Source organism: Streptomyces flavofungini (assembly GCF_030388665.1).
In the GTDB taxonomy this organism is placed as follows: domain Bacteria; phylum Actinomycetota; class Actinomycetes; order Streptomycetales; family Streptomycetaceae; genus Streptomyces; species Streptomyces flavofungini_A.
The window spans coordinates 4,099,400-4,124,148 of sequence record NZ_CP128846.1 but is presented as its reverse complement, the minus strand read 5'-3'; the positions used below and the strand labels follow the sequence as shown (position 1 = coordinate 4,124,148).

The 24,749-nt window shown below is 71.4% G+C and carries 22 protein-coding genes; 12 read left to right on the top strand and 10 right to left on the bottom strand.

The window, feature by feature from the left end:
• The first annotated feature begins 156 nt into the window (after nucleotides 1-156).
• The 4 genes from tilS to folE all read left to right on the top strand — a co-directional run bounded on the left by tilS (nucleotide 157) and on the right by folE (nucleotide 4,749).
• The gene (gene tilS, locus QUY26_RS16995; RefSeq protein ID WP_289947509.1) at nucleotides 157-1,206 is read left to right on the top strand and encodes a tRNA lysidine(34) synthetase TilS; all 1,050 of its coding nucleotides are present in this window, start codon (nucleotides 157-159) and stop codon (nucleotides 1,204-1,206) included.
• A gap of 66 nt (nucleotides 1,207-1,272) precedes the next feature.
• Nucleotides 1,273-1,812 carry a hypoxanthine phosphoribosyltransferase gene (gene hpt / locus QUY26_RS16990; RefSeq protein WP_030361055.1) on the top strand — a complete coding sequence of 180 codons (540 nt, stop codon included), beginning with the start codon at nucleotides 1,273-1,275 and terminating at the stop codon, nucleotides 1,810-1,812.
• A gap of 163 nt (nucleotides 1,813-1,975) precedes the next feature.
• The gene (gene ftsH, locus QUY26_RS16985; RefSeq protein WP_289955777.1) at nucleotides 1,976-4,021 is read left to right on the top strand and encodes an ATP-dependent zinc metalloprotease FtsH; all 2,046 of its coding nucleotides are present in this window, start codon (nucleotides 1,976-1,978) and stop codon (nucleotides 4,019-4,021) included.
• A gap of 122 nt (nucleotides 4,022-4,143) precedes the next feature.
• A complete protein-coding gene (gene folE / locus QUY26_RS16980; protein WP_289947508.1) occupies nucleotides 4,144-4,749 on the top strand; it encodes a GTP cyclohydrolase I FolE in 606 nt (201 codons plus the stop codon).
• Between the two features lie 931 nt (nucleotides 4,750-5,680).
• Here the strand turns inward: folE and QUY26_RS16975 are convergent.
• From QUY26_RS16975 to QUY26_RS16950, 6 genes are all read right to left on the bottom strand, one after another.
• A complete protein-coding gene (locus QUY26_RS16975; RefSeq protein WP_289947506.1) occupies nucleotides 5,681-6,169 on the bottom strand; it encodes a DUF3180 domain-containing protein in 489 nt (162 codons plus the stop codon).
• Nucleotides 6,170-6,283: 114 nt separating this feature from the next.
• Nucleotides 6,284-6,880 carry a 2-amino-4-hydroxy-6-hydroxymethyldihydropteridine diphosphokinase gene (gene folK / locus QUY26_RS16970; RefSeq protein ID WP_289947505.1) on the bottom strand — a complete coding sequence of 199 codons (597 nt, stop codon included), beginning with the start codon at nucleotides 6,878-6,880 and terminating at the stop codon, nucleotides 6,284-6,286.
• On the bottom strand, nucleotides 6,877-7,236 hold the full coding sequence (gene folB / locus QUY26_RS16965; protein ID WP_030361050.1) for a dihydroneopterin aldolase: 360 nt from the start codon (nucleotides 7,234-7,236) through the stop codon (nucleotides 6,877-6,879). Before folB ends, folK begins: the two co-directional genes overlap by 4 nt.
• 177 nt (nucleotides 7,237-7,413) lie before the next feature.
• The gene (locus QUY26_RS16960; RefSeq protein WP_289947501.1) at nucleotides 7,414-8,016 is read right to left on the bottom strand and encodes a nuclear transport factor 2 family protein; all 603 of its coding nucleotides are present in this window, start codon (nucleotides 8,014-8,016) and stop codon (nucleotides 7,414-7,416) included.
• Nucleotides 8,013-8,891: a dihydropteroate synthase gene (folP, locus tag QUY26_RS16955; protein WP_289947499.1), complete on the bottom strand. Its 879-nt coding sequence runs from the start codon at nucleotides 8,889-8,891 to the stop codon at nucleotides 8,013-8,015. Before folP ends, QUY26_RS16960 begins: the two co-directional genes overlap by 4 nt.
• Nucleotides 8,892-8,921: 30 nt before the next feature.
• Nucleotides 8,922-10,748 (bottom strand): phosphatidylglycerol lysyltransferase domain-containing protein, encoded by a 1,827-nt coding sequence (locus QUY26_RS16950; RefSeq protein ID WP_289947497.1) that lies wholly within the window; start codon nucleotides 10,746-10,748, stop codon nucleotides 8,922-8,924.
• Between the two features lie 236 nt (nucleotides 10,749-10,984).
• Here QUY26_RS16950 and QUY26_RS16945 point away from each other — a divergent pair, with 236 nt between their 5' ends.
• Nucleotides 10,985-12,118, top strand: a complete 1,134-nt coding sequence (locus tag QUY26_RS16945; RefSeq protein WP_289947496.1) for an alpha/beta hydrolase — start codon at nucleotides 10,985-10,987, stop codon at nucleotides 12,116-12,118.
• Between the two features lie 161 nt (nucleotides 12,119-12,279).
• On the opposite strand, the gene QUY26_RS16940 is transcribed toward QUY26_RS16945, so the two are convergent.
• Nucleotides 12,280-13,443: an ABC transporter ATP-binding protein gene (locus QUY26_RS16940; RefSeq protein ID WP_289947495.1), complete on the bottom strand. Its 1,164-nt coding sequence runs from the start codon at nucleotides 13,441-13,443 to the stop codon at nucleotides 12,280-12,282.
• A 175-nt stretch (nucleotides 13,444-13,618) separates the two neighbouring features.
• On the opposite strand from QUY26_RS16940, the gene QUY26_RS16935 reads away from it, so the two are divergent.
• The 4 genes from QUY26_RS16935 (at nucleotide 13,619) to QUY26_RS16920 (ending at nucleotide 17,676) form a co-directional block, all read left to right on the top strand.
• The gene (locus QUY26_RS16935; RefSeq protein WP_289947493.1) at nucleotides 13,619-14,359 is read left to right on the top strand and encodes an ABC transporter permease; all 741 of its coding nucleotides are present in this window, start codon (nucleotides 13,619-13,621) and stop codon (nucleotides 14,357-14,359) included.
• Nucleotides 14,356-15,036: an ABC transporter permease gene (locus tag QUY26_RS16930; protein ID WP_289947488.1), complete on the top strand. Its 681-nt coding sequence runs from the start codon at nucleotides 14,356-14,358 to the stop codon at nucleotides 15,034-15,036. The genes QUY26_RS16935 and QUY26_RS16930 overlap by 4 nt, the downstream gene beginning before the upstream one ends.
• Before the next feature lie 78 nt (nucleotides 15,037-15,114).
• The gene (locus tag QUY26_RS16925; RefSeq protein ID WP_289947487.1) at nucleotides 15,115-16,077 is read left to right on the top strand and encodes an ABC transporter substrate-binding protein; all 963 of its coding nucleotides are present in this window, start codon (nucleotides 15,115-15,117) and stop codon (nucleotides 16,075-16,077) included.
• Nucleotides 16,078-16,419: 342 nt separating this feature from the next.
• On the top strand, nucleotides 16,420-17,676 hold the full coding sequence (locus QUY26_RS16920) for a hypothetical protein (protein ID WP_436840345.1): 1,257 nt from the start codon (nucleotides 16,420-16,422) through the stop codon (nucleotides 17,674-17,676).
• Nucleotides 17,677-18,105: 429 nt separating this feature from the next.
• On the opposite strand, the gene QUY26_RS16915 is transcribed toward QUY26_RS16920, so the two are convergent.
• Both QUY26_RS16915 and QUY26_RS16910 read right to left on the bottom strand, forming a co-directional pair.
• Nucleotides 18,106-19,410, bottom strand: coding sequence for a PH domain-containing protein (locus QUY26_RS16915; protein ID WP_289955775.1), 1,305 nt, complete (start codon nucleotides 19,408-19,410; stop codon nucleotides 18,106-18,108).
• A gap of 275 nt (nucleotides 19,411-19,685) precedes the next feature.
• A complete protein-coding gene (locus QUY26_RS16910) occupies nucleotides 19,686-20,201 on the bottom strand; it encodes a PH domain-containing protein (RefSeq protein ID WP_289947483.1) in 516 nt (171 codons plus the stop codon).
• Between the two features lie 127 nt (nucleotides 20,202-20,328).
• Here QUY26_RS16910 and QUY26_RS16905 point away from each other — a divergent pair, with 127 nt between their 5' ends.
• Nucleotides 20,329-21,525 carry an NADH-quinone oxidoreductase subunit D gene (locus tag QUY26_RS16905; protein ID WP_289947481.1) on the top strand — a complete coding sequence of 399 codons (1,197 nt, stop codon included), beginning with the start codon at nucleotides 20,329-20,331 and terminating at the stop codon, nucleotides 21,523-21,525.
• Between the two features lie 9 nt (nucleotides 21,526-21,534).
• On the opposite strand, the gene QUY26_RS16900 is transcribed toward QUY26_RS16905, so the two are convergent.
• Entirely contained in the window at nucleotides 21,535-22,488 is a 954-nt protein-coding gene (locus QUY26_RS16900; protein ID WP_289947477.1) for an SAM-dependent methyltransferase, read from the bottom strand.
• A 172-nt stretch (nucleotides 22,489-22,660) separates the two neighbouring features.
• Here QUY26_RS16900 and QUY26_RS16895 point away from each other — a divergent pair, with 172 nt between their 5' ends.
• Together QUY26_RS16895 and QUY26_RS16890 are read left to right on the top strand one after the other, a co-directional pair.
• Nucleotides 22,661-23,863, top strand: coding sequence for a sensor histidine kinase (locus tag QUY26_RS16895; RefSeq protein WP_289947475.1), 1,203 nt, complete (start codon nucleotides 22,661-22,663; stop codon nucleotides 23,861-23,863).
• A gap of 162 nt (nucleotides 23,864-24,025) precedes the next feature.
• A complete protein-coding gene (locus tag QUY26_RS16890) occupies nucleotides 24,026-24,700 on the top strand; it encodes a response regulator transcription factor (RefSeq protein ID WP_289947471.1) in 675 nt (224 codons plus the stop codon).
• Nucleotides 24,701-24,749: the final 49 nt, after the last annotated feature.

The following is a 24,749-nucleotide window of genomic DNA, read 5'->3' as shown; positions in this document are numbered from 1 at the left end:
GCAGGAGAACGCCCCCGTAATCACCCGTCCGAGGGACCGTGAGCCATGGGTAGGCGTGCAATGCTCGGGTAACGGCTCGGTTCTGTCACCATCGACACACTCTGAGTGACTGAACCGAGGCTCACCCCCCGAACTTCATGAAGGGAACCAACCGGAATGGGTCCCCATCCTGCGGTCGCGGCGATACGCCTGGCGGTCCGCCGCGTACTTCACGACGTACTGACCGACGTAGCCACCCGGCGCACCCTGACGCCGTACCCCGGCACCCCCCACCCCTCGCACGAGCAGCCGCCCCCGCCGCTCGTGCTCGTGGCGTGCTCCGGCGGCGCCGACTCCATGGCGCTCGCCTCCGCACTGGCCTTCGAAGCCCCCAAGCTCGGCATCCGAGCCGGCGCGGTGACCGTCGACCACGGTTTGCAGCCCGGCTCCGACCTGCGCGCCGCCGAGGTCGTCACCCGCATGACCGCGCTCGGCCTCGACCCCATCGAGTCCCTGGTGGTGCACGTGGGCCGCGACGGCGGCCCGGAGGCCGCCGCCCGCGACGCGAGGTACGCGGCGCTCGACGACGCCGCCGAGCGCCACGACGCCGCCGCCGTCCTGCTCGGCCACACCCGCGACGACCAGGCCGAGACGGTCCTGCTCGGCCTCGCCCGCGGCTCCGGCATCCGCTCCCTGTCGGGCATGGCCGCGGTCTCGGGGGCCGGCGGCCGCTATCGCAGGCCGTTCCTGCACCTGGACCGCCAGACCGCCCGCAAGGCCTGCATGGTGCAGTCCCTGCCGGTCTGGGACGACCCGCACAACGCCGACCCCGCCTACACCCGCTCCCGGCTGCGGCACGAAGGCCTGCCCGCCCTGGAGAAGGCGCTCGGCAAGGGCGTCGTGGAGGCACTCGCGCGCACCGCGCAGCTCTCCCGCGACGACGCGGACGCCCTCGACGCCTGGGCCGCCCAGGCCGAGTCGTCCGTGCGGGACTCCGGCGGCCTCCTGGAGTGCGCGAAACTCTTCGCCCTGCCGCCCGCCGTACGCCGCCGCATCGTGCGCCGCGCGGCCATCGAGGCGGGCGCCCCGGCCGGCGCGCTGTTCGCCCGGCACATCGAAGAGGTGGACCGGCTGATCACCGGCTGGCGCGGTCAGGGAGCCATCAATCTCCCGGGCAAAGTCGTCGCACAGCGGCAGGGTGGCAGACTGGTCATCCGGCAGGGCTGACTGGGGAGCGTTTTCCCCGACCGGCCGGTGGGACGACCGAAAGTGATACGGGTGGACGCGAAAGACATGGGCACCGACCTTCAGTCGGTGCTCATCACCAAGGAAGAGATCGACGCGAAGCTGGCCGAGCTGGCCGCGAAGATCGACGCGGAGTACGCGGGCAAGGACCTGCTGATCGTCGGTGTGCTCAAGGGCGCCGTGATGGTCATGGCGGACCTGGCGCGCGCGCTGTCCACGCCGCTCACGATGGACTGGATGGCGGTGTCCTCCTACGGCGCCGGTACGCAGTCCTCCGGCGTGGTCCGCATCCTCAAGGACCTGGACACCGACATCAAGGGCAAGCACGTCCTGATCGTCGAGGACATCATCGACTCCGGACTGACGCTGTCCTGGCTGCTCTCCAACCTCGGCTCGCGCGAGCCCGCCTCGCTGAAGGTGTGCACGCTGCTGCGCAAGCCCGAGGCGGCGAAGGTCGCGATCGACGTGGAGTGGGTCGGCTTCGACATCCCGAACGAGTTCGTCGTCGGGTACGGCCTGGACTACGCCGAGAAGTACCGCAACCTCCCATTCGTCGGAACGTTGGCTCCGCACGTGTACGGCGGCTGACTTCCCGGGAACCCTCAGCCCTCTCCCGCCGTTGGAGCATGCGAAGGCGGGTTTGCCAGCCGTCCCGCGCGGCTTCGGGTGACAATGCTGGGGTACCGTCCGAAGAACAGTCTTTATCAAACTCACTATGGCAGGAGGTACGGAGCGGCATCGCTCCGTGTGGATGGACGTGAAGCGATACTTCCGTGGGCCAGTCATGTGGATTGTGCTGGCCGTCCTTGCCGTGGTCGTGTTGATGCAGGTCGTCGGTTCGTCCGGTGGCTACAAGACGGTGGACACCGGCCAAGTCGTGCAGGCCATCGATGACAACAAGGTCGAGTCGGCCAAGCTCACCACCGGTGACGATCACATCATCAAGGTGGAGCTCAAGGACGGCCAGAAGGTCAAGGGCAGCAGCAAGATCCAGGCGAGCTACATCGGCGACCAGGGCGTCGAGCTCGCCAAGACGCTGCAGGCCAAATACGAGGACAAGCAGATCCCGGACGGTTACACCGTCTCCCCGTCGAAGCAGAACCCCTTCGTCGGCATCCTGCTGTCCCTTCTCCCGTTCGTCCTCATCGTCGTCGTGTTCCTGTTCCTGATGAATCAGATGCAGGGCGGCGGCAGCCGGGTCATGAACTTCGGCAAGTCCAAGGCGAAGCTCATCACCAAGGACACCCCGAAGACGACGTTCGCCGACGTCGCGGGTTCCGACGAGGCCGTCGAGGAACTCCACGAGATCAAGGAGTTCCTCCAGGAGCCGGCGAAGTTCCAGGCCGTCGGCGCCAAGATCCCCAAGGGTGTGCTGCTCTACGGCCCGCCCGGCACGGGCAAGACCCTGCTCGCGCGCGCCGTCGCGGGCGAGGCGGGCGTCCCGTTCTACTCGATCTCGGGTTCCGACTTCGTCGAGATGTTCGTCGGTGTCGGTGCCTCCCGAGTGCGTGACCTCTTCGAGCAGGCCAAGGCGAACGCCCCGGCGATCGTCTTCGTCGACGAGATCGACGCCGTCGGCCGACACCGCGGTGCCGGTCTCGGCGGTGGCCACGACGAGCGCGAGCAGACGCTCAACCAGCTGCTCGTCGAGATGGACGGCTTCGACGTGAAGGGCGGCGTCATCCTGATCGCCGCCACGAACCGCCCGGACATCCTCGACCCGGCGCTCCTGCGCCCCGGCCGCTTCGACCGGCAGATCGCCGTCGACCGCCCGGACATGCAGGGCCGTCTGGAGATCCTCAAGGTTCACCAGAAGGGCAAGCCGGTCGCCCCGGACGTCGATCTGGGCGCTGTCGCGCGGCGCACGCCGGGCTTCACCGGCGCGGACCTGAGCAACGTCCTCAACGAGGCCGCCCTGCTCACCGCGCGCAGCAACCAGAAGCTGATCGACAACCACATGCTGGACGAGGCCATCGACCGCGTCGTGGCGGGCCCGCAGAAGCGGACCCGGATCATGTCCGACAAGGAGAAGAAGATCACCGCGTACCACGAGGGCGGACACGCCCTGGTCGCGGCGGCTTCTCCGAACTCGGACCCGGTCCACAAGATCACGATCCTGTCGCGCGGCCGCGCCCTCGGCTACACCATGGTCCTGCCGGACGAGGACAAGTACTCGACCACGCGCAACGAAATGCTCGACCAGCTGGCGTACATGCTGGGCGGGCGCGCGGCCGAGGAACTGGTCTTCCACGACCCGACCACCGGTGCCGCCAACGACATCGAGAAGGCCACGGCCACCGCTCGCGCGATGGTCACGCAGTACGGCATGACCGAGCGTCTGGGCGCGATCAAGTTCGGCGGCGACAACACCGAGCCGTTCCTCGGGCGCGAGATGGCGCACCAGCGGGACTACTCGGAAGAGGTCGCGGCGCTGGTCGACGAAGAGGTCAAGAAGCTCATCGAGACCGCGCACAACGAGGCCTGGGAGATCCTCGTCGAGAACCGCGACGTCCTCGACAACCTGGTCCTCCAGCTCCTGGAGAAGGAGACGCTCGGCAAGGAGGAGATCGCGGAGATCTTCGCCCCGATCGTCAAGCGCCCGGCCCGTCCGGCCTGGACGGGCTCCACCCGGCGTACGCCGTCGACACGCCCGCCGGTGCTCTCGCCGAAGGAGCTGTCGCTGACGAACGGCGCGAACGGTGCCACCCCCGCGGTGACCGCCGGCGCGACCGGTGCGACCGGCACGAGTGACACCCCGTCCCTCGAGGTGGCCCCCGAGGACCGCCCCGAGAGCTGAGCCACACCCCGTCCCGGGCGCTCCACCAGGCCCGGAATGGATGCCGCGCCCCCCAGGTTCTAGCCTGGGGGGCGCGGCTGTTTTCGGCCGTCCGCAACACAGGACCCAGGAACGAGGCACAGATGACCGACCCCGTGACGCTGGACGGCGAGGGCACGATCGGCGAGTTCGACGAGAAGCGGGCCGAGAACGCCGTGCGGGAGCTGCTCATCGCGGTCGGCGAGGACCCCGACCGCGAGGGCCTGCGGGAGACGCCGGGGCGGGTGGCGCGCGCGTACAAGGAGATATTCGCGGGCCTGTGGCAGGAGCCCGAGGACGTCCTGACGACGACGTTCGACCTGGGGCACGACGAGATGATCTTGGTGAAGGACATCGAAGTCACGTCTTGCTGCGAACATCATCTCGTGCCCTTCAGGGGGGTCGCGCACGTCGGTTACATCCCGGCTGTCACTGGCAAGATCACTGGCTTGTCGAAGCTCGCCCGGCTGGTGGATGTCTTCGCCCGGCGTCCGCAGGTGCAAGAGCGGATGACGACCCAGATCGCTGAATCCCTGATGGAGATCCTTGAGCCACGCGGCGTGATCGTCGTGGTGGAGTGCGAGCACATGTGCATGTCGATGCGCGGCATTCGTAAGCCGGGAGCAAAAACCATCACGTCCGCGGTCCGTGGCCAGCTGCGGGACGCTGCCACGCGGAATGAGGCGATGAGCCTGATCATGGCGCGATAGATCGATTGTCAGTGGTGTCCCATAGTGTCCCGGATCGGTGAGTTGATCGCTGGTCAAGGGAGATCGCGATGGGATACGGGCTTCCGAGTGTGCAGACCGTGAACGCGGTGGGCGGACGCCTGCGAGCACGGGATGTCCAAGTGGGCGTCGAACTCTGGACGTTGGACGGCGATCGGTCGGTTCGGACGACCGTCACCGGGGTGGCGGTCGTCAAAGCCCGTGAGGTCGTGGATGTCGTGACCGACCCTGTGGCGTTCACCGTTGCACCGGATCAGATGCTGGGCACTCCGGACGGCTGGACGCACGCGCGAGACAGCGCGGGAACAGTGGTGGGATGGACGCATGCGCGGAAGCTATGCCGTAAACGTCTGCTGATTCAGCCGGGCTACGACCTTGGGTACGCGATCGGTGCCACCTGTGCGGATGGCACGGTCGGAACCAACTACGTCTCGCTGGTGGTCAACGACGAGGCTTTCGCGGCCCGGTTCGCGCAGAGCCTGGCTGCGGCGACGGGCCTGACCGGTCGGCTTGAGCCGGTCTCACGCCCGTCCGGATACCTGCGGCGGGAGGCCCCGGGGTTCCGCGTTCGTGTGGTCTCCTCCTCGTTGGCTTCCTCGCGGAGCTGGCCCAGGTGGTCGGGGCACAGTTCACCCCCAACAAGCATGGGGGGCCTCACGGCAGGCCGTGGTGGACACCTGGCCGTCGCGCGGGACGTTTCACGCCGAGCACCATCCGCTCGGGCTGCGGGAGGCAACCTGGGCCGAGGTGCATGAGGTGCGCCGACGCACCTCCGGTGACAAGCCGTTCACCCTCTACGCCTTCCGGCTCGACCCCTACCCCAGCTTCTTGGTCAACGGTCACCTGGCCCGGCAGCCGTGGTGATAGCTTCCCCTCGAGGGGCCACTGCCATGTCACCGCGGGCAGCCCGGAGTCACGTGACCGGACTTGCGCCCCCGTGCTCGTCGTCCCCGTCCTCCGGGAGCTTGCAGACCCGCTCCAGGAAGAAGGCGGCCACTATCACGCCGATGCCCGCGAGGACCGAGAAACCGGCGTAGTACGCCTGGTCCCGGCGGGCGGGGAGGTCCAGGAACTCCAGCATGAAGACGCCCACGCCGCCGTACATCCCGCAGACCAGGGCGGCGACCAGGGCGCTCGCCTGGCCGAAGACGACCGCGCGGGCGGCCATCAGCGGCTCGACGCCCTTCGCGCCGGGGCGCCGCTCCCGCTGGGCCTTCAGGCGGGCGCGCAGCGAGATCGCCGTGGCGAGCAGCACCACGGCGATCAGCGCGAGGACGATGGGCGCGGCCAGGGGCACCCGGGGCAGCGTGCCCACGGAGTCCCAGAGCCGGGCCCCCGCCCAGGACAGCACTCCGGCGACGGCGAAGAGGCCTGCCAGCACCCTCACGCGCAATTGCTTCATTCCGGAGGTCGCCCCTTATGTTCCTTGCCGTTTTGTTGAGCGGTCGTGCCGTGCGGTGCCGTGTCGTCGCGCGGTCCGCGCCGCACGGGAATCCGTGCGCTGTGGGTCCAACGATTACTCGGGCAGCCGGAGTTCCAGGTCGACGCGGGGCGCGACCCCTTCGCGGCCCACTCCGGCGAGCAGCTCCGCGACCGGGCCGCGGCCCGGGAGCTGCGCCTCGGGCTCGACGTCGTGCCACGGGGCGAGGACGAAGGCCCGCTCGTGCGCCCGCGGGTGGGGGAGGGTCAGGACCGGGTCGTCCGAGACCACGTCGGCGTACGCGACGATGTCGACGTCGATCGTGCGCGGGCCCCAGCGCTCGTCCCTGACCCGGTCGAAGGCTTCCTCGACGGCGTGCGCGCGCTCCAGGAGCGAGGCCGGGGGGAGGGTCGTCTTCACGACCACCACGGCGTTGAAGTACGACGGCTGGGAGCCGGGCTCGACGCCCCAGGGCTCGGTCTCGTACACCGGGGAGACCGCCTTGACCCGCAGGCCGGGCGTGTCCTCCAGGGCGTCGACGGCGCCCTGGAGGGTCTCCAGGCGGTTGCCCAGGTTCGAGCCGAGGGAGATCACGGCGCGCCGGGGGTTGGAGAGCGTCGTGTCGGCGGCGTCGACCTGCTCGACGACGGACGTGGGGACCGGCTGGACGGTGGGGTCGCTGTGGGGGGTCATACGCGGCTCCGGGTGATGGTGACGGTCACGTCGTCGAACGGGACGGTGATCGGGGCGTCCGGTTTGTGGACCGTGACCTCGACCTCCAGGACGCCGTCGTGCTTCAGGCAGGCCTGGGCGATGCGCTCGGAGAGCGTCTCGATGAGGTTGACCGGCTCGCCCTCGACGACGGCCACGACCTCCTCCGCCACGATGCCGTAGTGCACGGTCTTCGCCAGGTCGTCGTCGGCCGCGGCCGCCCGGGTGTCCAGGCCGAGGACCAGGTCCACGATGAAGGTCTGGCCCTCCTCGCGTTCCCGCGGGTACACACCGTGGTGCCCGCGCGCCTTCAGGCCACGCAGCGCGACACGATCCACGCGAATCACTCCTGACAGTCGTCGGTATCGGCCGGTTCCGCCGAGTGCGGTCGGCACACCAGCCACATTCGAATCTACCTGCGAGCACCGACAGTGTTCGCCCGCGGGGGCCGCCGGACGGCCCTCCCACGACGCTTCGCGGGTGCCCCTACCCACTCGGCGGCGACCCGCCACCACTCATGCGGGTGTCTCGCCGTCCTCTTCGTCACCGGATTCGGCAAGCACGGGTGACGCGTGGTGCGACCACAGTTTCCAGCCACCGGCCGTGCGCCGGAACACGTTCGTGGCGACCACGAGCTGTCCCACGAGCGGCCCGAGCTCGTCGCCGTCCTGCGGTGCGGGGCCCCCGCTGAGGATGTTCTCCGTGCAGGTCACCAGGGCCGTGTCACCGGCCACGCTGACGCGCAGGTCGGTGAGGAAGAACTGGATGTACTCCGTGTTGGCCATGATCAGGGCGTACGACCTGAGGACCTCGCCGCGGCCCGTGAGCACCGGCCAGCCCGGGTGCACGCAGGAGATCGCGGGGCCGTCCGACGCGGTGTCCGTGCCCTCGTCGGCGCTGTCGGGGTCGGCGGTGCCTCCGGGGCCCCCGGCGGCCGCCGTGCCCGCGCCGGTGTCGCCGTCCGCGTCCTGCGGCCCGGTGTACGTCTCGGCGTCGGCCAGGTCCGCGGCGTCCAGCCACAGGTCCGAGACGCCGTCGAAGTCACCGCGCTCCAGGGCCTCGTAGAAGGCGGTGTTGGCGAGCTCGACCTGCTCGACGTCCGTTCGCGCGTGCGTCACTGAGCGCCCGCCTCCCCGGCCGCGCCGGTGACCGCGCGTGCGACCCGCACCGCGTCCGCCGTGGCCCGCACCTCGTGCACCCGCACCGCCCAGGCGCCCTGGTGCGCGGCGATCGCGGACACCGCGGCCGTGGCCGCGTCGCGCTCCCGCGCGGGGGGCGGCGCGCCCTCGGGGCCCGCGAGGACCCGGCCGAGGAAACGCTTGCGGGAGGCGGCGACCAGGACGGGGCGGCCGAGCGTGTGCAGCCGGTCGAGGCGGGCGAGGAGCGCCAGGTCGTGCTCGGCGTCCTTGGAGAAGCCGAGGCCGGGGTCGACGACGATGTGCTCGGGGGCGATCCCGCCGTCGATGGCGGCCTGCACGCGCGCGTGGAGCTCGTCGACGACTTCGGAGACCACGTCCTCGTACACGGGGCGGGCGTGGATGTCACTGAGGAAGCCGCGCCAGTGCATGACCACGAAGGGCGCCCGGGCGGCCGCGACCGACGGCACCATGTCCGGGTCGGCGAGGCCTCCGGAGACGTCGTTCACGAGCACCGCCCCCGCGGCGAGCGCCTCCCGGGCCACGCGGGCCCGCATGGTGTCCACAGAGACCGTGACGCCCTCGGCGGCCAGGCCCCGTACGACGGGGACGACGCGCCGCAGCTCCTCGTCCTCGTCCACGCGCGTGGCGCCGGGGCGGGTCGACTCGCCGCCCACGTCGACCAGGTCGGCGCCCTGGGCGACCAGGTCGATGCCGTGCTTGACGGCGGCCGTGGTGTCGAACCACCGGCCGCCGTCGGAGAAGGAGTCGGGAGTCACGTTCACCACCCCCATGACCGCACAGCGGTCCCACTGAGGCAGCCCCTCGACCGTTCCCCGCCCGCGCAACGTCACCATGCCTCAAGCCTAGGCCCGCGAGGAGGGCCGCTACGCCGCCCGTACCTCCCGCTCGGCGGTCTGGGCCGTCTGGTGCGGGCAGGGGCGGCGCTGCGCGATGGCACGGCGCAGGAAGCGCGGCATGCCGAACGTGACGAAGCCCTCGGCCTGCATCGCCGCGAAACCGATCCGCGGCAGGTCGCGGCTGGAGCGGTAGACGACGAAGCGGGGCTCCCAGCGCGGCCGGAACTTCGCGTTGAACTTGTACAGGGACTCGATCTGGAACCAGCGCGACAGGAACACGAGCAGTCCGCGCCAGGCCCGCAGGACCGGGCCCGCGCCCAGCTTCTCGCCGCGCGCGAGCGCGGCCCGGAACATCGCGAAGTTCAGGGAGATCCGCTCGATGCCGAGCTTCGGCGCGGCCTGCAGGGCGGCGACGATGAGCAGCTCGTTCATGCCCGGGTCGGCCGAGCGGTCGCGGCGCATCAGCTCCAGGGACACGCCGTCCTTGCCCCACGGCACGAAGTGGATGACGGCCTTCAGGTCGCCGTAGGGTCCGGGCTTCTCGTCGGCCTTGTGGGCCGTCGCGATCAGGCAGTCGCCGTCGTTCGGGTCGCCGATGCGGCCGAGGGCCATGGAGAAGCCGCGCTCGGTGTCGGTGCCGCGCCAGTCCTCGGCGGCGCGCTTGATGCGCTCCAGCTCCTTCTCGCCGAGGTCACGGATGCGCCGCACGCGGGTCTCGTAGCCATTGCGCTCGATCCGCTTGACCATCTGGCGCACGTTGCGCATCGCGCGCCCGGACAGGGAGAAATCCGCGACATCCACCACCGCCTCGTCCCCGAGCTCCAGGGCGTCCAGGCCCGTCTCGCGGGTCCAGACCTCGCCGCCGGTCTCGGAGCAGCCCATGACGGCGGGCGTCCAGGAGTGTGCCTTGGCCTCGTCCATGAAGCGCTCGATGGCGCCCGGCCAGGCCTCCACGTCGCCGATCGGGTCGCCCGACGCGAGCATCACGCCGGAGACGACGCGGTAGGTGACGGCGGCCTTGCCGCTGGGCGAGAAGACGACGCCCTTGTCGCGGCGGAGCGCGAAGTGGCCGAGGGAGTCGCGGCCGCCGTGCTTGGCGAGCAGCTCACGCAGTCGGCTCTCGTCGTCCTGGGTGAGCCGTGCCGCCGGGTGCTCGGGGCGGAAGGCCAGGTAGATGGTGGTGAGGGCGGTCAGCATGCCGAGGGCGCCGAGGGAGAAGCCGACCGTCCAGGAGGTCCTGCCGGTGTAGCCGACGGGCCCCTCGAGGCCGAACAGGCCGTACAGGACGTGGGTGAGCCGGTCCGCGATGCCCGGGTCGCCCACGACCTTGTCCGGGTGGACGCTCACGATGACCAGGCCGAGCGCGATGGAGCCGGCGCCCAGGAGCACGAAGTTGGCGAGGGCGCGCCAGCGGCTGCGCGGGTCGGGCAGCGCGGCGAACTCACCGCGGTGGCGCAGGAGCAGAGCGAGCAGCGCGAGGGAGATCGCCGCGCCGATGAAGGAGTGCCGGTACGCGAACTGCGCCACCGCGCCCGCGGGCAGCAGCACCACGGCGGCCCGCCAGGCCCGGCGCTTGTGCCGCCGCAGTCCGTGCGCGAGCAGGAGCAGCAGGACGCCGCAGCTCAGCGCGAGCGCGGCCGCGAAGGGGCCGAGGGCGCCCGGCAGGACCTCCGCGAAGGTGTGCAGCCGGCTGCGCCGGAAGCGGGGGAAGACGCCGGCGGCGATGTTCAGGAGCGCGACGAGGGTGCAGATTCTCGCCGCGAGGACCGGGACGGCTTCGGGGCGGGGGCCGCGGAAGAACCGGCGCAGCCCTCGGTCGCCGCCGTCGTTGCCTCCTGGAACCGCACCCGACATTTCCCCATCTATCCTGACAGACATCGCATCCCGTAGTTCTGCGAGAGAGCTTCCATCCGGTGCCAAAGGTGGCGTCCGGTGATATTGCGCCCTCTAGGACGGTCCTTCAGGGACACGGGTTCACTCCCGGCCGGAAAACCGGTGTAAAGCTGGCGGAAAAGGAACGTCGCTCGGCTGGAGCCGACGGGTCCGCCCCCGGGAAGAGCACAGGCAGAAAGCGCAGGCAGGATCATCCCATGGGTCTCACGAGCAATAAGGTGCTGGCACTTGCGGTAGCGCTGGCCGTGCTGCTGTTCATCGGCACGATCTGGCTCTGGCCGCGGCTCGCACGCCGCAGCTGGCGCGCCGTCACCGGCCGCGTCGGGCTGCTGCTCGCCACGCAGCTTGCCGTCTTCGCGTCGGTCGGCCTCTCCGCCAACCAGGCGTTCGGCTTCTACGCCACCTGGGCCGACCTGTTCGGCCAGGAGACGGCGCAGGGCGTGGTCGTGGACCACGACGCCATGAAGGGCGAGAAGGGGCCCGTCCGGGTGGTCGACACCAAGTCCGTCGACGTACCCGGCGGCGGCATCCCCCGTGTGGGCGGACAGATCCAGAAGATCGACATCCAGGGCCGGAACTCCAAGATCGCCAGCCCCGCGTACGTGTATCTGCCGCCGGAGTACTTCCAGCCGCAGTTCAAGCACCGCACCTTCCCCGCCGCCGCCGTCCTCACCGGCTACCCCGGCACCGCGGAGGCCCTCATCAAGGGACTGCACTACCCGCAGACGGCCCACCGGCAGGCCAAGGACGGCAAGATGCAGCCGATGATCCTGGTCATGCTGCGGCCGACCGTGGCGCCGCCCCGGGACACCGAGTGCGTGGACATCCCCGGCGGCCCGCAGTCCGAGACGTTCTTCGCCAAGGACCTGCCGGACGCCATCTCCGCGCATTACCGGGTCGGCAAGAAGCCCGACAGCTGGGGCATCATCGGCGACTCCACGGGCGGCTACTGCGCCCTGAAGGTCGCCATGCACCACCCCGGCGTGTACGGCGCCGCGGTCGGCCTGTCCGCGTACTACAAGGCCGCCCAGGACGTGACGACCGGCAACCTGTTCCACGGCGACAAGGACCTGGAGCGGCGCGCCGACCTGATGTGGTACCTCGACCACATGCCGCCGCCCAAGACCTCCCTCCTGGTGACCACCAGCAAGAAGGGCGAGGGCAACTTCAAGGACACCAAGAAGTTCATCGACAAGGTCAAGGCACCGACCCGGGTGTCGTCGATCACCCTGGAGAGCGGGGGCCACAACTTCAACACCTGGCGGCGTGAGATCCCGGCGTCGCTGGTGTGGATGAGCGGACGGCTGACCGGAGGGTCGGACGTGCGCTGATGTCGTCAGTCGTGCGCCGATGCGTCGGACGTGCGCCGATGTCGTCGGACGTGAGTCGGCGCCGTCGGACGTGAGTCGGCGCCGTCGGCCGTGAGGCGGCTTCCGGCGCGGGCCGACATCCGGCCCGCGCCGGAAGCGTCCGCTGGGCGGTACCGGGGCGGTCAGGCCCCCGGCACCGAGGCCACCGTCTCCAGCTCCACCGCCTCGCGCGGGATGTCCCGCGCGTCCGCCGCTGTCGAGCGGCGCAGCGCCTCGTGCAGCCGGGCCGGGGTGAGCACCCCGAGGAACCGGCCCTCGCTCTTCTCGTCGATCACCGCGATCCAGCCCGCGTCGTGCTGGAGCATCGTCGAGAACGCCTGCTTCAGGCTCGCGCCCACCGGCAGCCACGCCTCCATCCGGCGGGCGTGCTCGCCCACCGTGCCGGTGCCCACGCGCGCGTGCTCGGCGGAGAGCCAGCCGTGCAGGTTGTTCTCGCCGTCCAGGACGACGGCCCAGCGGGCGTCCGCGTCGAACTCCTTGGGCAGCGGGTCGTCGAGGTGCACGACGGGCGGCTGCTCCAGGTCGCCCTCCTCGATGGGGGTCACCGAGAGCCGCTTCAGACCCCGGTCCGCCCCCACGAAGTCGGCGACGTACTCGGTCGCGGGGGCACCGAGGACGGTCGAGGGGGTGTCGAACTGCTCGATCCGGCCGTGGCCGTAGACGGCGATGCGGTCGCCGAGGCGGACGGCCTCCTCGATGTCGTGCGTGACGAACAGCACGGTCTTGCGCACGGCCTGCTGGAGGCGGAGGAACTCGTTCTGCAGGTGCTCGCGCACCACCGGGTCGACCGCGCCGAACGGCTCGTCCATCAGGAGCACCGGCGGGTCGGCCGCCAGGGCCCTTGCCACGCCCACGCGTTGGCGCTGGCCGCCGGAGAGCTGCTCGGGATAGCGGTCGCCGAAGGTGGCCGGGTCGAGGCCGACGAGGTCGAGGAGTTCGGCGGCGCGCTCGCGGGCCTTGGCGCGCTTCACGCCGAGCAGGTGCGGCACGGTCGCCGTGTTGTCCAGGACCGTCTTGTGCGGGAACAGACCGACCTGCTGGATGACATAGCCGATTCGGCGCCGGAGTTGGACGGGGTCGATTCCGGATATGTCGTCGCCGTCGAGGAATATCCGCCCGCTGGTGGGCTCGATGAGCCGGTTCACCATTTTCATCGTCGTGGTCTTGCCGCAGCCCGACGGGCCGACGAGCGTGACCAGTTCACCCTCGCTGACCTCGAAGGACAGGTCGTCGACGGCCGTTGTGCCGTCCGCGTACCGCTTGGTCACGTTCTCGAACCGGATCATGATTCCCCATTGTGGCGCGTGTTCTGTGAAGGCCGTGTTGCGCCGGCACGAAGAGCCTCTCTGCGTCTCGGTGATTGTCAGTGCTCGGGGTTAGGGTCACCAGTCAGCGGAACATGTGGCTTTCGGCACGTGTCCGGCAGGGCATGGTGACGGGCTTTCGGGGGAGGTGGGGCGGGTGAGCAAGCGCGACTGCCTGGTGGCGAACGACTGGATCTGCGGGGAGTACGTCCGGTCCCGCAGCCAGGAATTGATCGACGCGACGGTGGAGCACGTGGCGATCACGGCCGCGTCGGTGGCGATAGGAGTGGCCGTCGCGCTGCCCCTGGCGCTGCTCGCGCGCCGCTGGCGCTTCCTCGCGGCACCGATTCTCGGCGTCACGACCGTGTTGTACTCGATTCCGTCCCTGGCGATGTTCTCGCTGCTGCTTCCGTTCTTCGGCCTGTCGGCGTCCCTGGTCGTCACGGGCCTCGTGCTGTATTCGCTGACGATCCTCGTGCGGAACATCCTCGCGGGACTCCAGGCGGTTCCCGAAGAAGCCAGAGAAGCCGCCAAGGGGATGGGATACGGCCCGCTCCGGCTGCTGTGGGAAGTGGAATTGCCCCTCGCACTTCCGGCATTGCTCGCCGGAGTGCGGATCACGACGGTCTCCACGGTCGCCCTCACCACCGTCGGCGCGATCGTGGACTACGGCGGCCTCGGCACGCTGATCCTCGACGGCCTCGACACCCAGTTCAAGGCGCAGGTGCTCACGGCATCGGCGCTGTGCGTCGCGCTCGCCATCGCGGCCGACCTGCTGCTCCTCGCCCTCCAGCGGCTCCTGACGCCCTGGACCCGAGCTCATCGAATACGACCGGGCCGCTTCGCGCGCAAGGCGGACGCGGCCAAGAGCGTGGCCAAGGTGGCTGAGCCCGTATGAACGCGATATCCGGTGCCTACGACTGGCTGACCACGTCCGCCAACTGGCAGGGCGAGAAGGGGGTGTGGCACCGGCTCGCCGAGCATCTGTACTTCAGCGGCGTGTGCCTCGCCGTGGCCTGCCTGATCGCGCTGCCGATCGCCATGGTGCTCGGCCACATCGGCAAGGGCGGCGCGCTCGCGGTCAACATCTCCAACGTGGGCCGTGCGGTGCCCACGCTCGCCGTCCTCATCCTGCTCACCCTCACCCCGCTCGGCGAGCACGGGGACCTGCCGACGCTCATCGCGCTGGTCCTCTTCGCCGTGCCGCCGCTGCTCACCAACGCCTACATCGGCATGCGCGAGGTGGACCGGTCGGTGGTCGAGGCGGCGCGCGGCATGGGCATGAGCGGGCGCCAGCTGTTCGCGCGCGTCGAACTGCCGCTCGCGTACCCGCTGATCATGACGGGCGTCCGGTCGGCGGCGGTGCAGGTCGTCGCCACGGCCACGCTCGCCGCGATGGCGGGGGAGGGGGGCCTCGGGCGGATCATCACGGCCGGGTTCAACCTCCAGAACACTCCGCAGGTCGTCGCCGGTGCCTTCCTGGTGGCGCTGCTCGCGCTGGCCGTGGAGGGCGTCCTGGTCCTCGCCGGGTGGATCTTCGATCCGATGCGGGGGCGGGCCCGTGTGAGCGAGTGAGTGGCAAGGCCCTTCCCGGTGCCTGCCGAGGCCCTTCTTGACGCTTGATGTGGAAACTCTCGAAATGGTGGTTCACCGATGAACAGCAGGACGCGTCGCGCGCGACGGATGGCAGGGGCGGCCACGGCCGTCGTGGCGCTGACCGCGGGGCTGACCGCGTGCGGCGGCGACAGCCTGGAGGACGACAAGGGGTCCGACGGCGGCAAGGGCAAGATCGTGGTCGGCTCGGCGCGGTTCACCGAGCAGAAGGTGCTCGCCGAGCTGTACGCGGGCGTCCTGCGCGACGCCGGGTACGACGCGTCGGTCAAGACCGTGCAGAACCGCGAGGTGTACGAGCCCGAGCTGAAGAAGGGCACCATCGACGTCGCGCCCGAATACGCCGCCACCCTCACGGAATTCCTCAACCTGAAGAAGAACGGCGCGGACGCGAAGCCGCTCGCCTCCAGCGATCTCGACGCGACCTACGGAGAGCTCACGAAGCTCGCCGGCGCGCGCGGCCTGAAGGCGCTCCCGGCGGGCGAGGCCGTGGACCAGAACGCCTTCGCGGTGACCGCGGATTACGCCAAGGAGCACAAGCTCAAGACGCTTTCCGATCTTGGAAAGTCCGGCGAGAAGGTCCGGATCGCCGCCGGTGACGAATGCGAGACGCGGCCGTTCTGCGCGCCCGGCCTGAAGAAGAAGTACGGCATCGACGTCGCCGGAATCGACCCCAAGGGCGTCGGCACCACCCAGTCCAAGCAGGCCGTGAAGAACGGCACGGACCAGCTCGTCCTGACGACGACCACGGACGCGACGCTGAAGAACTTCGGCCTCGTGATCCTGGAGGACGACAAGAAGCTCCAGAACGCCGACAACATCCTTCCCGTGGTCAACGAGAAGGAGGCGGGCGACAAGAAGATAGCCGCGGCGCTCGCCAAGGTCACCAAGACGCTCACGACCGACGATCTCATCGAACTCAACCGCAAGGTCGACGCGGAGCGCGAGAAGGAGGCGGATGTCGCCAAGGAGTATCTGGAGTCCAAGGGGCTGATCAAGAAGTAGGCCCCCGTACGGCCCGGGCGGGCACTCCGCGCGGTCCCGGGCCAGGCCGAACTCCGGATCCTCGGGGAGCCTTCGTGGCGGAATGCGGAAGCGGCGCGTGCCGGGTTGCGGAATCCGCGCGGAGGAGATGGAGTGGCGCTTCCAAGAGGAAGTGGCTCGGCGGGGTGGGGAGTTGTGGTGGGGGCACCGGGAATTTGGCGGGCGGGGCACCAGACTTCGCCTACGCGCGGTAAGTTTCTGGCCATGCCACGTGGACGTCACCGCCATTCCCCACCATTGCACAGGCTGCTTCCTCCGTCGGCGGTCGCAGGCTTCTCCCTCGTCTGCGCCGGCGGCGCCTGGATGTTCGCGGAACCCGTCGTGCTGCGCGGACTCGTCGCCGCGGCGGCCGCGAGTGCCGTCATCGGCTCGGTCGTCATGCGCCAGTGGGACAGGTCCGCGGGCAAACGCGTCGCCGAGCTGAGCCGGGCGCGGGCGAGCGACGAGTGGCGCTACGACGAGCGCATAGCCGAGGCCGAGTCCGACCTGGAGGAGTCGCGCGAGCTGCGCACCAAGCTGGAGGCCAAGCTGCGCTCCAAGCGGGCCGAACTCGCGGCCCTCCGCAACGAGCACGCGGCACTGCTGCGGCGGTACGCGACGGCGGAGACGGAGCGAGCGAGCGCCCTCGAGGGGCGGCGGCTGCTCGCCATAGAGGCGTCCACAGAGGCGCCCACGCCCACGCGGGCGTTGCCGCCGGGGGCGGGAGCGGGGGCCGAGGAAGAGGCGGGGGCTGCTGCGGAGGCGGGAGTTTCCGCTGGAGCGGACGGGGTCCCGGACGCGGCCCTGGACGGGGCGGGGGATGCCGCTTCGGCTGCTGGGTCTGAGGAGTCCGCCGGGTCTGTGGAGTCCGCCGGGTCTGTGGAGTCCGCCGGGTCCATGGAGTCAGTGGATTCCGTGGAGTCCGGTTCGTCGGGTGAGGGCGCGGTGTCCGAGGCGTCCTTCGATGTGGCTGGTTCCGCCAAGGACCGCGGGGCTTCCGGGGCTTCCGGAGACGCCCGGGTGGCGGTCCGGCCGGGGGCGAGTCCCACGCCCTCGCTGTACGGGCGTGCCAACGACGCGCTCGACCGGCTGGCGCGGGCGCGGGTCGAGGCGCGGCCTTCGGTGACCACGGGTGGGCTCGACGCCGCCGATGTCGCCGACGCCGACGCTGCCGACGTGGACGGCGGTGACGGCCCGGGGAAGCCCGTGGCGGCCGACGGGCACGGTCACGAGCGCGCGGTCGCCGGTCACTTCGCGGTTCCCACCGCGGCGGCCGTGGTGCCGCCCGCGCGGACGCGTCGGCCCGCGGGCGAGGGTGGCTTCGACTTCTTCGGTACGAAGAGCACGTCCGCGAAGAGCGTGGCTCCGGCCGCCCTGGAAGCCGTGCAGAACGAGGACCTCGCGGACGTGGTCGGCGAGGAGGCCCTCGCGGTGCACAAGGCGGAGGCCGAGGCCGAGTTCAGGCCGTCGGACGCGGCGACGGACGCCGAGCGCGGGGTGGGTCAGGTCATCGACCTGACGGCCCACGACGAGACGGAGCAGATCGACGTGGAGGGGCTGCGCACCGCACTGCGCGCGTAGCGTTCCCCTGGCCGGGGCGCCTTGGGTCGGCCGCCGCCGTGGTGGGACGCGGGGCGCCCTCCGGCGCTGGTGGTCCTGCGGGCCTTGTCGCCGGGTCGCCGCGCGCCCTCCCTCGACCGCCGCTGCGCGGCAGCCGGTCTCCCACCCGCCCACCTGTTCAACCAGGACGCGACGCACCCCCGGGCTTCGGCCGTGCCGCCCGCCCTCGGCCCCAGCACACGCCGCTCACCACCCCTGCGGCGTCCCGCTTCTCAACGCCTACAGCGTCCCGCTCTCAACGCCTGCCGCGCCGATGACCACGCTCTGCGGCGTCCCGCTCTCAACGCCTGCCGCACCGCCACGCGCCGCTGACCACGCCCTGCGGCGCCTCACTCTCCGTCCCCGCCTCACCGCCACGCGCCGCTCACCACCCCCTACAGCGCCCCGCTCTCAACCCCCCGCCCCACCCACCATCCACCGATCCGGCAGCGCCTCCCGCCGCCCCGTGCGGGAGCGTTCCGCCTGGGCGCGCAGGAGTTCGGTGGCCTCCTCCGTGCTCCGTAGGCGGGCTGTGACCGTCTTGTCGGCCCCCGTGTCCACCTTCACGTCGGCGACGTCCTTGAAGCGTTCCCAGGGGCCCTGGGTCAGTCGTACGCTCTGCACCTTCGCGTGCGGGACCAGGGAGAGGCGGCGCCGGAGGAGGCCGTGGCGGGCGGCGAAGACCGCGTCGGTGACCGAGAGGCCGTAGCCGCGCCACCACACCGGGACGCACCACGCGGCCCTGTCCGGCGGGCGGGACAGTTCGCTCGCCGCCGGTACCCGCGCCCCGGGCAGCACCTGCGCGATCACCGACTCGGCGAGCGCGCGCGGGGCGACCGGCACCAGGACGCTGTTCGACGAACCGGCCACGTCCAGCTCGACGCGCACCCAGTCCAGGCGCCGCCACAGCATCGGCTCGACCACGTGCACCGTCTGCACACGCCCCGGCGGCACCGTCTCGTGCGCCTTGTCGAGCAGCCCGTGGTCGATGCGCAGGCCGTCGGGCGACTCGCCCACCCGCCAGTCGTACTCCGCGATGAACCGGCCCACACTGCTCGCGAACGCGCCGCCCAGCATCGGCAGCGCCGTCGCGATGACCGTCCACGCGTTGTGCGTGATCAGCCACAGCACCGTCGGCACGACCAGCGCGGCCACCAGGAGCACCCAGGGCGCGCCGGTCAGGAGCAGCGACACGGCGAGCATGCGGGGATCCACGTGCAGCAGGTTCCGCACGGGCGCCTCGCCGACCTCGCGGGCCGTCTCCGGGGCGAAACCCGCCGCCCGCGCGAGCAGTTCGGCGCGCAGCGCGGCGGCGTGCTTCTCGTCCAGGTAGGCCAGCTCGTCCTTCTTCTCGGTGCCGATCACGTCCAGTTTGAGCTTGGCCACGCCCACGAGGCGGGCCGCGAGCGGCTGCGTCACGTCGACGGCCTGCAACCGGTCGAGGCGGATGTGCGCGGTGCGCCGGAACAGCAGTCCGGTGCGGATGCGCAGCTCCGTGTCCGTAACGGCGAAGTGCGTGAACCACCAGCTCAGGAAGCCGTACAGAGCTCCGCCCACCACCACGGCCGTGGCGCCGAGCGCGAGCGTCGCCGCCGTCAGCTCGGACAGGCGGCGCTGGGTGCCGTCCGGGTCGTGGAAGGCCCAGCCGACGAGGACCGCGACCGGCGCCCAGGCGCGGCGCAGGGGCGTGACGGGGTGCAGCCGCCGTTCGGACACGGCGGCTGCCGTGTCGGCCGCGCGTTCGGCCTCCTCGGCGCCGTCTGCGCCGTCTGCGCTGTGTGCGTCCTCTGCGTGCTCGGTGGTCTCTGTAGTGGCTGCCTTCTCTGCGGTGGCTGTGTTCCCTTCGGTGGCCGCCTTCCCCGCCTTGGCCGCGTTCTGGCCCAAGGCCGCTTCCGTACTCCCTTCGGGGGGCGACGGCTCGGCGGTCTCGGCGGGCGACGGCTCCTGCCCAGGCCCCCGCGCATCGCCCTGCTCCCGCTCCCGCGCCCCGCTCACAGCCCCGCCGATCGGGCCTCGCCGAGCTCCGTGAGGCGGTCGCGCAGGCGCTCGGCCTCCTGGGGGTCGAGGCCGGGGATGCGGGCGTCCGTGGCGGCCGCGGCCGTGTGCAGCTGGACGCCGGCCAGGCCGAAGTACCGCTCCACGGGGCCGGACGTGACCTCGACGAGCTGCATGCGGCCGTACGGCACGATCGTCTCCTCGCGCCACAGCACGCCCCGGCTGATGAGGAGGTCGTCGGCCCGCTCGGCGTACCGCCACGAGCGCCAGTTGCGCCCGAGCAGCACCCAGCCCCAGGCCGTGAGGCCGAGCGGCAGCGCCGCGAAGGCCGCCCACCCGGGCCCGGCGAACAGACCGAGCAGCACGCCGAGCGCCACGCCGATCGGCACCAGCCACACCACGAGCAGCATCCGGCGCATGGTCAGCACTCCGCGCGGCAGCCCGGTCCACACGGGCGGCGCGTCGCGCTCCCCCGTGGCTCCCCCTGGCCCCGACCCCGTCCCGGTCTCCATGCCCCAAGCCTACGTACGGGATCCGACAGAGGTGCGGTCAGGCGTACGGGATCCGCCCGCAGCGGCTGTGGCGGGCGTACGGGATCTGACCGTGGCGCCGCGGCGGGCGTACGACAGACTGGGGGGCATGAGCCCCACGACGGAGCACACGCACAGCACGCGGCCGCCGCGGACGACGGAAACCGCCGAGACCACGTTCGGCATCGGCGGTGCCGCCGAGAGCACCGACATGGTGCTCAACATCGGCCCCCAGCACCCGTCCACGCACGGCGTGCTGCGCCTGCGGCTCGTCCTCGACGGCGAGCGGATCGAGCGCGCGGAGCCGGTCATCGGCTACATGCACCGCGGCGCGGAGAAGCTGTTCGAGGCGCGCGACTACCGGCAGATCGTGATGCTGGCCAACCGCCACGACTGGCTGTCGGCGTTCTCGAACGAGCTGGGCGTGGTCATGGCCGTCGAGCGGATGCTCGGCATGGAGGTGCCCGAGCGCGCGGTGTGGACGCGCACGCTCCTCGCGGAGCTGAACCGGGTCCTGAACCACCTGATGTTCCTCGGCTCGTACCCGCTGGAGCTGGGCGGCATCACGCCGGTCTTCTACGCCTTCCGGGAGCGCGAAGAGCTGCAGAACGTCATGGAGGAGATCTCCGGCGGGCGCATGCACTACATGTTCAACCGGGTCGGCGGCCTCAAGGAGGACCTGCCCGCGGGCTGGACCACGCGCGCGCGGGCGGCCGTCGCCTCGGTGCGGTCGCGCATGGACGTGTACGACCGGCTCGTGCTCGGCAACGAGATCTTCCGGGGCCGCACCCGCGGTGTGGGCGTGCTCTCCGGAGAGGCGGTGCACGCCTACGGAGTGAGCGGTCCCATCGCCCGCGCCTCCGGAGTGGACTTCGACCTGCGCCGCGACGAGCCGTATCTCGCGTACGGCGAGCTCGGCGACGTCCTGAAGGTGGTGACCCGTGAGGAGGGCGACTGCCTGGCCCGCTTCGAGTGCCTCCTGGAGCAGACCCACAACGCCCTCGACCTCGCGGACGCCTGCCTGGACCGCCTCGTCGACCTCCCCCAGGGCCCGATCAACCAGCGGCTGCCGAAGGTCCTCAAGGCCCCCGAGGGCCACACGTACGCCTGGACCGAGAACCCCCTCGGCATCAACGGCTACTACCTGGTGTCCAAGGGCGAGAAGACTCCGTACCGGCTGAAGCTGCGCTCGGCCTCGTACAACAACATCCAGGCGCTCGCGGAACTCCTGCCGGGGCAGCTCGTCGCCGACATGGTGGCGATCCTGGGGTCGCTGTTCTTCGTGGTCGGCGACATCGACAAGTAGTCGGCGGCTTCAGGGCGCGAGTACGTCCCGCAGGGACATGTCGACCGGCTGTGCCAGCCAGCCGAAGTCGCCGAGTCCGCCCGTGGCCGTCAGCTCCGCGGCCTCTCCGGCGCGGGCGAGAGCCCGTACGTAGCCGCCCGGGTCGCTGGACGCGAGGGCCAGGGGCGGGCGGTCGCCGGAGATCCCCAGGGCGCGCAGGGCGGCCCGCTGGGTGAGCAGCAGGGCGTCGGGCAGGGCGCAGGCGTCCAGGGCGACGTGCGCGGTGATGTCGCGGCTGCCGTCCGGTACGGGCGGCTCCTCACGGCCCGCGCGGAAGCCCGTCAACGTACCGAAGGGCGGTCGGTCGGCGCGGCTGTGGGCGTAGTCGACGGCGACCGCGAGGCCGCGCGTGAGGGTCGCGAGGGCCGCCGACCACGCCTCGTCCCGGGGGCGGCCGATCTCCGCGCGCACACCCGTCTCCGGGCCGAGCGGCCACCAGCGCGCCAGCCACGCGGCGTCCGGTCCTGCCACCGGGCCGCCGAGCTCCTCGGTGCCGTCGGCGTGCACGAGGACCTGGCGCACCGCGCCGTCGGGGGCCCGCTCGGCCACGTCCAGGGGGACGTTGTCGAGCCACTCGTTGGCGAAGAGCAGTCCGGTCACGCCTGCCGGGGGCTCGGCGCGCCACTCGATGGCCGGGTCGAGGTCTTCTGGGCGCTCGGCGCGCTCCACCGCGTACGCGCGCGTACGTGCCGCCACGTCCGTGGGCAGCGCCGCGAGGACGCCCGCCGTCAGCTCGCCGCGGCCCGCGCCCATGTCCACGAACGCGAGCTCCCCGGGGTGCCCGAGCGCGGCGTCGACGCGGCACAGGAGCCGGGCCACGGCGTCCGCGAACAGGGGCGAGGCGTGCACGGAGGTGCGGAAGTGGCCCGCGGGTCCCTCCGGGCGCCGGTAGAAGCCCTCCGGGCCGTACAGCGCCTCCTCCATGGCTTCCCGCCAGGCGCGCGGCGCGCCGGCTGGCGCTCGCGGCGCTCCCCGTGCCTCATTCGTCACAGCGAGAAGGGTATGCGGGCCTCCACCTTGGGGAGTACGAGGCGGCCGCACGGATCGCACCTCCGGTTGACCCGAGGGGCCCGACGGGTTGCCTACGCTGGGTTACGTGCAGCGCCTCTATGACTTTCTCCGCAGACACCCGACGGGAGTCGACGCCTTCTGGGCGTTCGTCCTGTTCGGGATCTCCGGGCTTGGCGCGGTGGCCGTCGCGGAGGCCGACGGCCGCGACCCGGCCCTCGCGTCGATACCGGTCATCATCGGTCTGTGCCTGGTCGTGGCGCTGCGGCGCCGGTGGACCGACCGGATGCTGCTGCTCGCCGCCGGGATCGGTGTCCTGCAGATGCTCTTCGACGTGGAGCCGGGCCCGGCCAACTTCGCGATGCTCGTGATCATCTACACGGCGGCGGCGGACGGCCCGCAGTGGGCCTCGCGGTTCGCCCTCGCCGGGGGGCTCGCGGCGGCTCCGCTGTCGCAGCTGCGCTGGCCGGAGAGCTCGTCGGGGGTCTGGGGCAACCTCCTGTTCATGGTCTTCATGGTGGTGCCGTTCGCGCTCGCCTGGGTGCTCGGCGACTCGATCCGCACCCGCCGTGCCTATCTGGCCCAGCTGGAGGAGCGCGCGGACCGGCTGGAGAAGGAGCGCGAGGCGCAGTCCAAGGTCGCGGTCGCCGCCGAGCGCGCCCGCATCGCCCGGGAGCTGCACGACGTCGTCGCGCACAACGTCTCCGTGATGGTGGTGCAGGCCGACGGCGCCGCGTACGTCCTCGACGCCGCGCCCGAACAGGCCAAGCAGGCCCTCGCCACCATCTCGGGCACCGGCCGCCAGGCCCTGGCGGAGATGCGCAGGCTGCTCGGCGTGCTGCGCACCGGGGAGCCCGAGGAGAGCGGTGAGTACGTCCCGCAGCCCGACGTGGAACAGCTCGACGAGTTGATAGAGCAGGTGCGCGGCGCGGGCCTGCCGGTCGACTTCCGGGTGGAGGGCACCCCGCGCCCGCTGCCCAGCGGCGTCGAGCTCACCGCGTACCGCATCGTCCAGGAGGCGCTGACCAACACCCGCAAGCACGGCGGCGAGAACGCCGGGGCGAGCGTCCGGCTCGTCTACTTCGACGACGGCCTGGGGCTGCTCGTCGAGGACGACGGCAAGGGCGCCCCGCACGAGCTGTACGAGGACGGCGGCGCCGACGGCAGCGGCCACGGCCTGATCGGCATGCGCGAGCGCGTCGGCATGGTCGGCGGCACTCTGGACGCGGGCCCGCGTCCGGGCGGCGGTTTTCGCATCAGCGCTCTGCTGCCACTGAAGCCCGCACACTGACACCTGTCAGTGACGTGCCGCCGCGCATGCCGTGCGTGCGCGGGGCGTGCCCCGCGCAGCCGCCGCACCCAGCCCCGGCACCGTCCGCGATGATGGACGTACGACCCAGCCATGAAGGCCACGCACGAAGGCCGAGCACGAAGGCCGTGAAGGGACTCCTTGATGTCGATCCGCGTGATGCTCGTCGACGACCAGGTGCTGCTGCGCACCGGGTTCCGGATGGTGCTCGCCGCGCAGCCGGACATGGAGGTCGTCGCGGAGGCCGGCGACGGCGTCGAGGCGCTGCAGCAACTGCGCTCCACGGCGGTCGACGTGGTCCTGATGGACGTCCGGATGCCGAAGCTGGACGGCGTGGAGACGACGCGGCGCATCTGCGCCGCCGCCGAACCGCCGAAGGTGCTGATCCTGACCACCTTCGACCTCGACGAGTACGCCTTCTCGGGGCTGAAGGCGGGCGCTTCCGGCTTCATGCTCAAGGACGTGCCGCCCGCCGAACTGCTCGCCGCCATCCGGGCCGTGCACAGCGGCGACGCGGTCGTCGCGCCGTCCACGACGCGGCGACTGCTCGACCGCTTCGCGCCGATGCTGCCGGGCACCGGAAGCGAGCCGCACCACAGGGAGCTGGGGCGTCTCACCGAGCGCGAGCGCGAGGTCATGGTGCTGGTCGCCCAGGGCCTCTCGAACGGCGAGATCGCGGCGCGCCTCGTGCTGTCCGAGGCGACCGTGAAGACGCACGTGGGCCGCATCCTGACCAAGCTCGGCCTGCGCGACCGGGTGCAGGTGGTGGTGCTCGCCTACGAGACGGGGCTGGTGCGGGCGGGCGGCGGGACGGGCTGAACCCCGCACCTGGTCGCGGAGCCGGGCCGAGCCCGCCTCCGGCTCACGG